The organism is Paenibacillus sp. FSL R5-0887, assembly GCF_038002305.1.
Taxonomy (GTDB): domain Bacteria; phylum Bacillota; class Bacilli; order Paenibacillales; family Paenibacillaceae; genus Paenibacillus_AQ; species Paenibacillus_AQ odorifer.
On the sequence record NZ_JBBOCE010000001.1, the window covers coordinates 3,748,101 to 3,760,990 of the forward strand.

General features: G+C 44.4%; 10 protein-coding genes and 1 riboswitch. Of the genes, 3 read left to right on the forward strand and 7 right to left on the reverse strand.

The genetic code is table 11. The features are described 5' to 3' along the window. Window positions 1-345 precede the first annotated feature (345 nt). Window positions 346-1,248, forward strand: a complete 903-nt coding sequence (locus MKY14_RS16730; protein WP_036679806.1) for a LysR family transcriptional regulator — start codon at window positions 346-348, stop codon at window positions 1,246-1,248. A gap of 537 nt (window positions 1,249-1,785) precedes the next feature. Here the strand turns inward: MKY14_RS16730 and MKY14_RS16735 are convergent. Then, window positions 1,786-2,457 (reverse strand): potassium channel family protein, encoded by a 672-nt coding sequence (locus MKY14_RS16735; RefSeq protein ID WP_036679808.1) that lies wholly within the window; start codon window positions 2,455-2,457, stop codon window positions 1,786-1,788. 13 nt (window positions 2,458-2,470) lie between these two features. Next, the gene (locus MKY14_RS16740; protein WP_254848997.1) at window positions 2,471-3,829 is read right to left on the reverse strand and encodes a TrkH family potassium uptake protein; all 1,359 of its coding nucleotides are present in this window, start codon (window positions 3,827-3,829) and stop codon (window positions 2,471-2,473) included. Between the two features lie 62 nt (window positions 3,830-3,891). After that, a riboswitch (cyclic di-AMP (ydaO/yuaA leader) is annotated at window positions 3,892-4,069 on the reverse strand. 320 nt (window positions 4,070-4,389) lie between these two features. Between MKY14_RS16740 and MKY14_RS16745 the strand changes: the two genes are divergently transcribed. Then, on the forward strand, window positions 4,390-6,066 hold the full coding sequence (locus MKY14_RS16745; RefSeq protein WP_340392771.1) for a CPBP family intramembrane glutamic endopeptidase: 1,677 nt from the start codon (window positions 4,390-4,392) through the stop codon (window positions 6,064-6,066). A gap of 88 nt (window positions 6,067-6,154) precedes the next feature. Here MKY14_RS16745 and uvrC read toward each other — a convergent pair whose 3' ends face one another. Further along, a complete protein-coding gene (gene uvrC / locus MKY14_RS16750) occupies window positions 6,155-8,107 on the reverse strand; it encodes an excinuclease ABC subunit UvrC (protein ID WP_282580007.1) in 1,953 nt (650 codons plus the stop codon). A 121-nt stretch (window positions 8,108-8,228) separates the two neighbouring features. Beyond that, window positions 8,229-8,546, reverse strand: a complete 318-nt coding sequence (gene trxA, locus MKY14_RS16755) for a thioredoxin (RefSeq protein WP_036679814.1) — start codon at window positions 8,544-8,546, stop codon at window positions 8,229-8,231. A gap of 353 nt (window positions 8,547-8,899) precedes the next feature. On the opposite strand from trxA, the gene MKY14_RS16760 reads away from it, so the two are divergent. Continuing rightward, window positions 8,900-9,058 (forward strand): YqzM family protein, encoded by a 159-nt coding sequence (locus tag MKY14_RS16760; RefSeq protein ID WP_094902239.1) that lies wholly within the window; start codon window positions 8,900-8,902, stop codon window positions 9,056-9,058. 425 nt (window positions 9,059-9,483) lie between these two features. Here MKY14_RS16760 and dnaI read toward each other — a convergent pair whose 3' ends face one another. The 3 genes from dnaI to MKY14_RS16775 all read right to left on the reverse strand — a co-directional run bounded on the left by dnaI (window position 9,484) and on the right by MKY14_RS16775 (window position 12,534). Further along, window positions 9,484-10,440 (reverse strand): primosomal protein DnaI, encoded by a 957-nt coding sequence (dnaI, locus tag MKY14_RS16765; RefSeq protein WP_076304903.1) that lies wholly within the window; start codon window positions 10,438-10,440, stop codon window positions 9,484-9,486. A gap of 18 nt (window positions 10,441-10,458) precedes the next feature. After that, the gene (locus tag MKY14_RS16770; RefSeq protein WP_076134189.1) at window positions 10,459-11,997 is read right to left on the reverse strand and encodes a DnaD domain protein; all 1,539 of its coding nucleotides are present in this window, start codon (window positions 11,995-11,997) and stop codon (window positions 10,459-10,461) included. A 240-nt stretch (window positions 11,998-12,237) separates the two neighbouring features. Next, on the reverse strand, window positions 12,238-12,534 hold the full coding sequence (locus MKY14_RS16775; RefSeq protein ID WP_036685224.1) for a YuiB family protein: 297 nt from the start codon (window positions 12,532-12,534) through the stop codon (window positions 12,238-12,240). Between the last annotated feature and the right edge of the window lie 356 nt (window positions 12,535-12,890).

Consider the following 12,890-nt stretch of genomic DNA (forward strand, 5'->3'; position numbering starts at 1 on the left):
AACTACATTTGACACAGGATAACGTTGACAATCCAATGACAATAATTCCTTAATTTACCGTTATCCTAGAGTTTACCGGACTTAGTTTTATTTTTCACAAAATGTGAATATCTTGTGTCACTTTTCATGTTACTCTTTTTTCGCTTATAAGGGAATTGCAATCTAATTATTAAACGTTATACAATAAACGCATAAGAATAGATTTTATATGATAATAATTCTCATTTAGCAAAACAACATTTTCCGACATAACCTGATTTTCCTTATGTAATAAGAACAGTTACTCTTACGGCTATGAATTTCATCACTACTGATCGTACATCGCATTAGGAGAGGAACTCAATTATGTTTGACGATTTAGATGTTTTTGCAGCAGTTGTGGAACATTCCAGCTTAAACCGGGCCTCACGCCAGCTCAATCTATCCCAGCCCGCCTTGTCTCGCAAAATTTCTAAACTCGAGGAACGTCTGGGGGTCGCACTGTTTAATCGTTATGGCAAACGACTGGAGTTAACCGAGGTTGGGCGTCTCACTTATTCCTATGCGCTTGAACAACGGCAGCAGCGTTCGAAGTTTCTGGAGGCTCTTTCCAAATTCAAAGAGGGGGAGCCAAGGCTTGTCACCTTGGGGGCTAGTCTTACCTCCCTGCAGACCACGCTTCCGCCGCTGGTAAACGCTTATATGGACAAATATCCGACCGCAGAGCTGAAGCTGATCACTGGCCGAACGCATGAGATCGTATCCTCAGTTAGTGAGGGAAAATCAGATGTAGGTCTGATCGCTTCCTCTATTCAAGAACCCGGGTTGCGCTGCATTTCTCTATTTGAGGATCAACTGCGACTAGTCGTCTCAGAGCAGCATCCTTTAAATTTATCTTCCAAGCTAACCATGGATAATCTATCCCGGCTGCCTATGATTCTCTTCTCAAAGGGGACCTGGTACCGGCGTCTGACGGACGATCTATTCCAGCGCTGCGGGATTGATCCCGATGTGCGCATGGAGATTGACTCCTTCGAAGCCATCGTACGGCTGCTTCCGACCGTCAAAGCGGCTGCGTTACTGCCAAAGTCTTATCTGCGTCCAGAACTGCTGAACGGCGGCGGGCTGGTGTCCTTACATATCAAGGAGCTGGAGCAAACTCAACGGACCACCTGCCTGATCTACCGTGACGATGGAAGCATGAGCACGGCGGCTCGCAGTCTGGTGCAAGTTACCGAAGAGATGTTTCTGACAGAACGCGAGCAGTAAAGCCGGACCAAATGAATCAAGGGGCGCACCTAGTGATCTCCAAATGAGGCAATAAGTGAAGTACTTATAGCGTAATTAGGGAATTTCTCCCTGAAGTTCAGAGATTTCTGTTCAGCAGACTTAAAATTAGGGAAAACTTCCCTAATTTTCGGCCGATTCAGTAACTAATTAAGGAATCCCTCTGTTTATTAGGGAGGAATTCCCTAATGTCGTTCATTTAGAGCGAATAGCGGCTATTTTCAGGGAGTTTTTCCCCAACTAGTTTAAAACCCACTCTGTACATCGCACAAACAAAGAACACATATCGCTTTTCGCCACACATATTTCACCGTCACAGATACCACAAATCATCTAATTGCAAGCCGTACGATAACCACACCTAGCAAGTCGCGCACCGACCAAACCAACATTATAGAACACTACGCATGGTCCATAGTCATATGGCATATTAAAATCCAATACGTTTCCTACTCTTTACTCCATAAAAAAGAAGCTGCCCCCAAGTAGAATTCACTACTTTTGAGTCAGCTTCTTTTCCTATGATTCTTGGTTCACAACTTCACTCTCAAAACGGTCAATACTTTCATTAGGACCAATGAGTACCATAACATCGCCTTCACTTAAATAATCATGGGCAGTTGGAGCGACGATTATTCCACTTTCCCTATTTAGGGCAACAATACTGCAGCCATATTTAGCTCTTGTATTTAAATCAGACAAGCTTCTGCCGTTCATGCAGGACGGTACGGTCAGCTCGACAATTTTATAATCCTTGGACAGTTCAATATAATCCAGCAAATTGGGCGTCACCAGCTGATGTGCCACACGAATCCCCATATCCCGCTCCGGAAAAATAACCCGATCAACCCCCAGCCGCGACAGTGCGCGGCCATGAAGGATAGAGATTGCCTTAGCCACCACTTGCTTGACTCCAATCTCCTTCAACAAAATGGCCGCCAGAATGCTTCTCTCCATATTGTCACCAATCGCAACAATCCCACAATCAAAGTTCCGTACACCAAGCGAGCGCATAATTCCCTCATCTGTAGCATCTGCTACTACCGTATGCGTCAGCTGATCGCTCATTTCCTCCACGCGTTCTTCATGGTGGTCAATGCCGAGCACCTCGTAGCCCATTTCCATCAGCTCAAGCGCCAGGCTTGAACCGAAGCGACCTAAGCCGATTACTACAAATTGCTGTGCTTTCATTTCTAATTAACTCCTATCCAATAATTATTTTACCTTCCGGATACTTATACAGTGGTTTACCCTGTTTGGGACCGAGTGCATACGCTAAGGTTAGTGGACCTAGCCGACCTGCAAACATCGTCAGACAGAGTAGAACCTTACCGATCGCTGACAGTTCCGGAGTTAGCCCCATAGTCAGTCCTACCGTAGCAAAGGCGGAGGTCGTCTCAAACAAGATTGCCAAGAAATTACTGTCTTCAGTTGTGGAGAGTATCATCGACACAGAGGCGATTAACAACAAAGCCAGCAGCGTGATCGTTAATGCCTTGTAGATGCGCTCTTGAGCCAGCCGATAACGGAACAACACAACATCTTCCCGTCCACGCAGCATAGCAATTACAGCACCAATCATCATTGTAAAGGTTGTTGTCTTGATCCCGCCGCCCGTTGAGCCCGGAGAAGCACCAATAAACATAAGAATCACTATAAAAAATTGTGTAGCCTGCCGAAGTCCAGCAATATCTACTGTGTTCGCGCCAGCCGTACGGGGAGACACGGATTGAAAGAAGGCCGATAATATTTTACCGCCGAAATTCAGTGAACCCAGGGTACGAGTGTTAGTAAACTCAAATATAAAAATAACCAAAGCTCCGATCAGAATCAGCCCTGTGCTGGTGGACAGGACAACTTTACTATGTAGAGACAGCCTGCGGGTTACCCGAAACTCCACCAGATCTGACATTACAATAAAACCAATCCCGCCGGAGACAATCAGAAACATTACAATAATATTCACAAGCGGATCATATACATAATCAGTTAAACTGCGAAAATCCCCAAAAATATCGAACCCCGCATTATTAAACATAGACACCGCATGAAATATGCCATAATAAATCGCTTTTCCCAACGGCATATCAAAAGCCCAGCGAATAGACAGCAGCACAGCGGCACAGCCTTCTATGACAAGAGAATATATGAGGACTCTCCGGATCAGTCGCACAATTCCTTCCATAGAGCCTTGATTCATGGCTTCCTGTAGGATTAGCCTGTCCCGCAAAGATATTTTACGCTTTAACACCAGTGAAAATAGAGTGGCCATGGTCATAAAACCTAAGCCGCCGATCTGGATCAGGATCATAATTACGGTTTTCCCAAAAATGGTGAACGAAGTTCCGGTATCCAGCACAACAAGCCCTGTAACACAGGTTGCCGACGTTGAAGTAAATAATGCATCAATAAATTCCACGGAATTCCCGCTTGTGCTTGAGATGGGCAGCATAAGCAGCAAGGCCCCTATCAGAATGATCGATGCAAAACCAAGCACCAGTATCTGCGGCGGCGAGAGCTTCAGAAACTTAAATTCAGAAATCCTGCGAAACTGTGAAGCCACTTTGCTCACCTTCTTATCAAAAATTCCAACAAAAAAAGCACTGGAAAACCAATGCTGACTTGGTTCCTGCAGTAAATTAGCCTACGAGGTTAGCTGTCGGATTCGGACTGTGCAGGCTGCCCTATTCGTTCCCAGAACGAAATTCACCCCTGATGAAAGTGCCATTTATCGTGTACACTCCACTTTTCATCACTTCTTATGGTTCCCCCGTTTTCACCAGAAATTCGGCTACTATACAATTGCATACAAATTATATACGTTATTTAGTGAATTCACAAAGACACAATTAATGCTCATTCACATGAAAAAATGCGGTTTAAAGAGACTGCATCAAAAGGAGTGCCTTTTCTCATCACTTTTCCGTGTTTTCCCTGCAATTACACCGATTCTCATCATTCGTGCAGAAATGAACACGATAAAATTCATGGTATAAATTCACATGACTATTCTATACTATCTCTATTACCCATAAAAAGAACATATAATGTTTTTTGTAACCAACCAGGCACTAATACTATAATGGAACATAACATTGTCAGTACATAACAAGGAGGCGTTACATGAATCCCGTCGGCCAGCCCTTACAGCAACGTGCCCTCTCCAAGAGGCTCATCATCTCGGGCATTATCGGTCTTATTCTATTTATTATGTTTCAGATTTCCCCTTCACTGCTTAGTAGCCCTACAGGTGAAGATACCACCGTCATTAGCAAGGCAGAAGCCCGTGACCAAGCCATATTATTCGCAGAACAAAAGCTCAACTACACCGAAGCACCAAACGATCAATGGAATGTACTTTACCAGACGGACTCTTCCTTTTATGGTTATATGTCTCGCGAGAAGCTTGTGGAGGACTACACCAAGAAAAAATTGGATCAAAACTATCCTTTTGATGTCTTTCGGGCAACGCTTACTCCTTCAGCGGAGCAAGAGCCGCAAATCATCGTTGACCTCAATATGTATACCGGTAAGATTGTCGCTTTCTCAAAGGCTGCAAAAGTTGTCTCCGATGAGGGGCCAGGCATTGCTTCCGTTGGTGCAAAAGAGGACAAGGGAGCTGACCTCACTCTAGCGCAGAAGGAGAATCTTGCTCGTCCTTGGCTTCAGGAATGGGAAGTAAATCCTGCCAAACTACAAATTGAATCGAATACAGGAAGCCATGGGCTAGTATATACGGATAGTACTGTTCAGGTCGGCGAATCCTTATTGCACTATTATTTTGATTTCAGTGGAGAGCAGGTATCCAGCTTTAATGCCGGATTCACTGCACCGGCTTGGCATACCTCCTACGTACAAGGACAGACCTCTTTAGCGGAAAAGCTAACATTATTCGGTTACGGTATACCCACACTGATTTTAGGAATTCTGGCACTCGTCTACAGTATTCTTAGAAGAGAGCATACTTCCTTTAAACGTGGAGTATTCCTAAGCTCAGCCTATTTTGTAATCATGATGATCAGCACCTATAATATGCTGCCTGAATCAACGGGCGAAGGGCTAGAAGCACAGATTACCTCTGTCATTATGTTTATCATTTATGCTTTGTACAGCCTGCTGATGTCCTCCTTGCTCTACTTTTCTTTAGTGGGCGGCAATGGCTTATGGCGAAAAGAGGAAGGCATGAACCCTTGGCCCCGCGCCAAAGAGCCCGGCTATGGACAATATGTGTTGGACAGTATCCGGGCTGGATACATCTGGGCTTTCGTTCTGCTAGGGGTGCAGACGGTTATGTTCATCATATTATCGTTTACCTTGCACAATTGGTCTACTACAGACGCCACCCAATCTCCTTATAACATGAGATATGCTTGGCTTCTGCCTATCGTCGCATGGCTCGCTGGTTTATCTGAGGAAGCCATTTATCGCTTTTTCGGAATTCCTATGCTGAAAAAGGTGTTCCGGAACACTTTTATCGCTTGCTTGATCACCACGCTGGTTTGGGCGTTTGGCCATACGTTATATCCGATCTATCCCATCAGCTCCCGTCCCATTGAGCTGACCGTAATCGGGCTGCTGTTCAGTTATATTTTCCTTCGTTACGGATTTATTGCTGTCATGTTCAGCCACGTCGTGTTTGACAGCATCCTGATGGGCGCTACGCTGATCTTTATGAAGGAGAGCGTAAATGTAGGCGCGGGTATCTTCGCGATTATTATGCCGTTCATAGTCGCTTACATCGTCTATCGATTTAATCCACCACAGAAGCCTAAGCCGGTGGAGCCTTCTTCTTTGATTTAAACTAATGTGAAGACGTAATGAAATTAAAAAAGGGCATCAAAGCAGCTTTAGTCGCTGCTTTGATACCCTTTTTCTTTTGTCACCATTGCTATGAGGTTGGCTCTTCATCCTTGAGCGCATCAAGAATTTGTTTTGCCAGCTTTTCTCCAATAGAAAGTGTACGGAAATCATCCACGGAGGCTTCTTTAATTTTCTTAAGCGACCCGAAATGCTTTAGCAGCGCTTTACGGCGCTTCTCACCTATACCAGGTATAGAGTCCAGCTTGGAGGTAACCATGGACTTCCCGCGCTGTTCACGGTGGAAGGTGATCGCGAACCTATGGACCTCATCCTGAATCCGCTGCAAAAGGTAAAATTCCTGACTGTCCCGGGCTAGCGCGACAGGCTCTGGCGGATCTCCAACCAAAAGCTGAGCCGTCTTATGCTTATCATCCTTAACAAGGCCGCAGACCGGAATGAATAATCCCAGCTCATTCTCCAGAATATCAATAGCAGAGGAGATTTGCCCTTTCCCTCCATCGACCACGATAAGATCCGGTATCGGAAGATTCTCCTTCAATACCCGCTCATATCGCCGCCGAATGACCTCGCGCATCGTTCCATAATCATCCGCACCCACCACCGTACGAACCTTATATTTACGGTACTCTTTTCGTGCAGGCTTACCATCAATGAAGACAACCATCGCTGAGACCGGATTAGTCCCCTGAATGTTCGAGTTATCGAACGCCTCAATACGGCTCAAGCGTTCAAGCCCCAAGCTCTCGCCTAAGCTGATCGCTGCTCCAGAGGTACGCTCTTCATCCCGTTCAATCAGCCGGAATTTCTCGTCGATAGCCACTCTTGCATTTTGGCAAGCCATGCCAACCATCTGCTTCTTAAGACCGCGTTGTGGCACAAGCACCTTAATGCCCAGCCACTCCTGCAGAATGGAGGCGCCGCCAGCGGCATCCACGATCCCAGCTGCCGCAGCTTCCTCCGCCGCCGTCGCACGTGCCTCAGCCTCTTCAGCCGATTCAGGAGTATCTTCACCCTGTTGTAAATCCGCTTCTGCTGGAGCAGCTATGGCGATCTCGGGTTTAGTCTCTTTATTAGCCAGAGATTCCTCATCGAGCACATCCGGCAGCAGGATCTCCTGCGGCAAAGCGGGATTATCACTATAATACTGCGTCACATAAGACATAAAGTCACTGTAGGCTTCACCATAGAACGGGAACACGGAGGAATGGCGCTGAATCATCTTCCCTTGTCTCATGTACAGAATCTGTACACACATCCATCCCTTGTCTACAGCATAACCAAATACATCCCGGTCCTTAGTATCTGTAGTGTTGATCTTCTGCTTCTCCATCAATGCATCGATATGGATAATCTGATCCCGCAGTTCCTTCGCCCGCTCAAAATATAATTCCTCAGCTGCTTCCTGCATTTTTTGCTGTAAATCCTTTTTAACCGCCTCATGACCTCCGCCTAGAAAAGCAGCGATGTCCTGCGTAATCTGCTCATACTCGGATTTCTGAACCTCCTTCTCACACGGTGCCAAACACTGGCCCATGTGATAGTAAAGACAGACCTCCTTTGGCATCACGCCGCATTTACGAAGCGGGTACATACGATCTAGGAGCTTTTTTGTCTGCTGAGCAGCATAAGCATTAGGATAAGGGCCAAAATATTTTGCTTTATCTTTAATCACCCGGCGTGTAACCTCAAGGCGCGGGTGAGTTTCATTCGTTATTTTTATATAAGGAAACGTCTTGTCGTCTTTCAAAAGCACATTATAACGCGGCATATGTTTCTTAATCAGATTACACTCTAGAATGAGCGCTTCCATGTTACTGGACGTAACGATGTATTCAAAATCAGCAATATTAGCGACAAGCCGCTGCGTTTTACCATTATGACTGCCTGTAAAATAAGAGCGTACCCGATTCTTAAGTACCTTCGCTTTGCCCACATAAATAATAGTGCCTTCCTGATTCTTCATCAGATAGCAGCCAGGCAGATCGGGTAGTAGTGCCAGTTTATTGCGGATATTGTCCAAAATGATCCCCTCCAGCTAAATTGGACCCATGATTAGTTGGCATTCAGCACACAAAACGCCTCCGGAATGAACCGAAGGCGCTGAGTGGCAGGGCCGAGGCCCGAACAGTAGCATCTATCAATTATTGATGTTTTGCTACGATATTTTTCAGGGATTCTTTGGAGTTCAGTCCCACAACTTTATCTACCGGTTGACCATCTTTGAAGAAGATCAGAGTTGGGATACTCATAACACCAAAACGGGAAGCCGTTTCCGGATTCTCATCCACATTCAATTTTGCAATTTTCACGTCGTCTCCGAGCTCTGTGGACAATTCATCCAAGATTGGAGCGAGCATTTTACAAGGACCACACCAAGGAGCCCAGAAGTCTACTACTACAGTACCTTGACCTTCCACTTCGTTACTGAAGGATTGGTCAGACACGTTCACGATAGCCATGATATTGTTCCTCCTTTAAGTTTTGCGAAGCATTACGCACATCTTAAGCCAAAGCTTAGTTCATGGAAGCTGCTCCGAAATATGAGTTAATAAATTGTTTCATGTAATATGATAACCAAATTACCACTTACCGACACATTACAAGTATAACATATCTTTATGGGATATGTGAAATATCACTCGCAATTATATTGCCTTCAATGTATTTTTTTTGCGTACTCTTTTCTTTACAACCTCCCCAGCATTTCGGTATACTTAAAGAAAGCGCATTAATTGTCAATGACTTATTTCATAAACTAATGTCAATTTGCATCTAATAATACAGGGCTTGTCCCTGTAAGGAGGCAGAAACTATGGATGTTAACGCGCAAGTACGGGACCCACGAGAACATATCAACGAAGAACCCCGCAATGATCTTGGGGATTTAATGACCGGATTTTTCGGAATGACCACGTTTATGACGGTTGTCTTTTTCGGAATGGTCATCCTTAAATTCATTCTCTCGGAATAAAGGAATCATCGCACAATAAAAAGAAGCTGTCTCAAAAGTAGTGAATGCTACTTATGGGGCGGCTTCTTTTTTTGAGAATAATGGGGGAAAACCTCCCTGATTATAGCCGATAATTGCTATAAATGAACGGAATCAGGGAATTCCTCCCTAATAATCGGGAGAATATCTGTTTTCGCTGACGAATCAGTTCATTTTTAGGGAGATATTCCCTAATTATCGATCAGATTCAGTATGCCCGCCAGATGCTGCAACCCGAAAGTGTGTTTGAACAAGTGAAAAACAATCAGGACTTAAGGCGATCCTGCTTCGTAGCAGGGAAAAAGCGGCGTTTGAGTTCGAATAACTAAAAAAAACGAAGAGCAGCGATCCTCCAATAAAAGAGGAATCACTGCTCTTTTGAATTTTACATTATGAATATTCCAGGCTTATCTATTGGCCCCTCGTTGATTTTCCCCATGCAGTGGAAGAACATCCACAAAAGGAGCAATGCGATCCATTAGTCGTTGGCCTTTATAGACCTCTTCACCATCTTTGCTCGTAAAGCTAAGATGTTTCTCCAAGCCATCCAACGGATAATTCGAGGTGTAGAAGGTTGGTTTGCGGTTCATCCGATAATTCAAGATCGCCCCAAGTACATGATCACGAGCCCAAGGATTCAAATTTTCCGCACCAATGTCATCAAAAATAAGTAAATCGCAGTTTTTCATCGTATCAACAGTTTCCTTCATCTTCTGGCCATCCATCATGATCGATTTCAAGTCCTCTATAAAGTCCGGCATGTATACGATCACTCCGGTATATCCAGTAACAGCAAGCTCATGCAGTAAATAACACATCAAAAAAGTTTTGCCTGTTCCGAAAGAGCCATGTAAATAAATGCCGCGTGAAGTCAGGCCTTCCTCTTTAACATTCGTGATATAATCAAATATTTTATTCACAGCCGAGACCCGGCGCGGGTCTTTGCCCATAATATCTATCTCATCATAACCGCCGTTAAGTACACGCTCGTCCACATAAAAGCTACGAATACGTTTGCGGATGTTATCCTGATTATCTTGTGCCACTTTAAGCCGGCATGCCGTCTTGCGTTCATATAGATCCACTGAACCATTCACAGTTTCTACCGTTAGTTTACTATAATGGCCAGGAAAATCATTTGGACACTTCTCTAGTCCTGGGCAGTTCGCACAGTTTCGGCTTTCCTCTACATATTGATACAGGCGACTCATATGAAGCCGCAGTCGTGATTCGTCCAGTTCAGGATGTTCGGACTGTAATGCCTTCACAAGTGGATGATTGAATAACCCCTGTTCAAGATCGCGTTGACGCTGCCGTAGAGTTGGATTGTTGATCGAACGAAGTACATCGCCCATAGACTCCATTGTTCCACCTCTCTTTCATTAAGGCGTTTGCGATACGCCTTTTTTCTTACTGGCCTTAATTTCTGCCGCTTTCTTCATCATCGCCGCGAATTCCTCTTCCGATACTGTTCCGGCACTTCCATCATCCAGCACAATCGGAATTTCCGGTTTATTGGAGCGGCCTGTATTTTTGGCATAAGAACGTGATCGTGTTCCTCCAGCCGTATTAGCCGTTGTCCCCTTGCCCTTCACTTTGGACTGATCTCTAATATATCTTACAGCCTTCTCGTAGGTGTTCACTTGTTTCACCAGCATATTGGAGGCGATAGCCTCTACAAAATTGCGGTTCATCCGCTGTTCTCCACCCGAGGCTACCATAGTCATTAAATAATGAATGAGTACATTAATTACTTCACCGCTCAGCTTATAGTTCAGATCTATTTTCTCGAACATATCCATCAGATGGCTGGGTACTGCACCCGGGAAAAAGGTTTGTAGCAGTCTTGTATAAGGTTCGTTTCGCAGCATCATATTATATTGGTGAATGTCGCATTTGGACAAAAATTGTGGCGGTACTTCTACATAATACTCCATCTCTACTGATTGCTCTGGTGGTGCTATAGAATCATCGTTCTCTTCAGTCGCACTGGACCGGATAGAAACAACTTTCGCAGCTGCAATTTCACGTTTTTCCTGTCGTTTCATATCTTGCCTGAAATGTTGGCTCGCTTTATATTGCAACGCATCCAGCATGACCTCGCCCTCCGGTGAGAACACTCCATCCTCATCCAGCAAACGACATAAATCCTGCGGACTCAGTTCGTATTTATGAGCAACATAGTTAATTACACCCATTTGAGTATGGTCAAAGCGCAGTTTTTCTACATGAGCCCGATTCACAGATTCCCGTGGAAAACGCAAAATAATGTCACTATATCCGATTGCCTGCTCTCCGGATTCAAGCGTGCCGGGCTGTCGAACAGAGGCTACCTCTGCCAAAGCTTGCTCCAGCTCATAATCAATGACATGTGTATTAAGTTGAAAAATATCATAAAAAGGCACGGAAATATTCTCTTTGCCTATAGATCTGCGACTCCACTCTTCCGGCTCGCGATTCCAGAACTGTTCCCGTAAGGACAGCACAGCAAATTTGCCAATCTTATCACGTAACAGCAAGGTTAAATGCTGAGTGGCAAAAAAGTCGGCTGGCGATAGCGGCGGCATTAGCTCATATTCATACAAATAATCATCTGTTTCCGGCACATAGATTCGACAGGTCTGCAACAGACCCACTGCTTCTAACCGGGAAGCCTGATCAATTAAATATTTGCGGCCTTTCTCATTGGGTTCAACACCCAAAGTCATAAATAGCCTGCGCTGTTGCTCCACTCCAGAATAGCCAATGCTATCTGCTGGCACATGTTCAACCAGCAAGCGATAGAAACTGATTGCAAAGGCTCCTACCATAGGTTGATATACAGAGCTAAGCATACGTCCATCTATAACACTAAGACCAAATTCGCGGGAAACGCAGTACCGATGATGTTCGGTGAAATGATGTAAGTTACTCATCCGCATCTACGGATACCCCCTTGTTTACACGAATTCATACAGGATTCTATTCTATCACAAATTAACATAGCGAAAATGTAAATAAAATCCCAATTTCGACTCTTTTCGCAATATAATCAACTTCTTCTTACGAATATCTACCTCTATTAAACAAGAAGAAACGGCTTCGCCGTCCTCTAAAGAGGAAGGTATCCCGTTTCTCGCAGAAATATAAGACTGATTCATAACATAGGCTCTTTCGAATCTTTAAAACATCTTGTAACCGCCAAAGCGCAGCTTTTGAATGGTCCATCCACTAAGTATAGCACCTGCAAGACCAGCGACACCTGTAAGATAATCAACAAAGTGGAAACTGGAGAGATGCTCCCAGAGCGACATCGCGTTTCTATCCCAAATAGAATAGATTACGACGGGTAGAATAATAAGTACGAATAGATAAGCGGGAAACCAGGTTGTCTTCATTAACATGTTAAGAATAAAGCCGATACCAAACATCATCACAAAGAATAAAACGGCTAGGATAAACACTGGAATAAATCCCATCTTACCGTCTCCACCCCTTTCTATAAAGAAGCGCACATCTTTTACAAGCTAGTAGTAAGTTTACTAGAAAAAATGTCACGAAGCAATGAACTTTATTCAAATTCACGCACTAATTCGCACACTTAGAGGATGCCTCCGTTTGCTCTTGGCGGCTTGATTGCGATACAATGCAAGTAGATTAATCAGATCATACATAGCCTATGAAGCAGATGCTTCGTAAGACTAAGTTTATGCTTCAATTGCGAGTTTTACGCGATGTTATTTCAGCGAGGCTTATGCTTCGTAAAACTAAGCGTATGCTTTCGAAGCAAGTTTTACGCGATGTTATTTCAGCGAGGCTTATGCTTCGTAAAACT

What these genes read in the sequence shown, in the direction of transcription:
- MKY14_RS16745 (WP_340392771.1), top strand. Translation starts at nt 4,390, where the DNA reads ATGAATCCCGTCGGCCAGCCCTTACAGCAACGTGCCCTCTCCAAGAGG.
- MKY14_RS16735 (WP_036679808.1), bottom strand. Translation starts at nt 2,457, where the DNA reads ATGAAAGCACAGCAATTTGTAGTAATCGGCTTAGGTCGCTTCGGTTCA.
- MKY14_RS16775 (WP_036685224.1), bottom strand. Translation starts at nt 12,534, where the DNA reads ATGGGATTTATTCCAGTGTTTATCCTAGCCGTTTTATTCTTTGTGATG.
- dnaI (WP_076304903.1), bottom strand. Translation starts at nt 10,440, where the DNA reads ATGGAGTCTATGGGCGATGTACTTCGTTCGATCAACAATCCAACTCTA.
- MKY14_RS16730 (WP_036679806.1), top strand. Translation starts at nt 346, where the DNA reads ATGTTTGACGATTTAGATGTTTTTGCAGCAGTTGTGGAACATTCCAGC.
- trxA (WP_036679814.1), bottom strand. Translation starts at nt 8,546, where the DNA reads ATGGCTATCGTGAACGTGTCTGACCAATCCTTCAGTAACGAAGTGGAA.
- MKY14_RS16760 (WP_094902239.1), top strand. Translation starts at nt 8,900, where the DNA reads ATGGATGTTAACGCGCAAGTACGGGACCCACGAGAACATATCAACGAA.
- MKY14_RS16770 (WP_076134189.1), bottom strand. Translation starts at nt 11,997, where the DNA reads ATGCGGATGAGTAACTTACATCATTTCACCGAACATCATCGGTACTGC.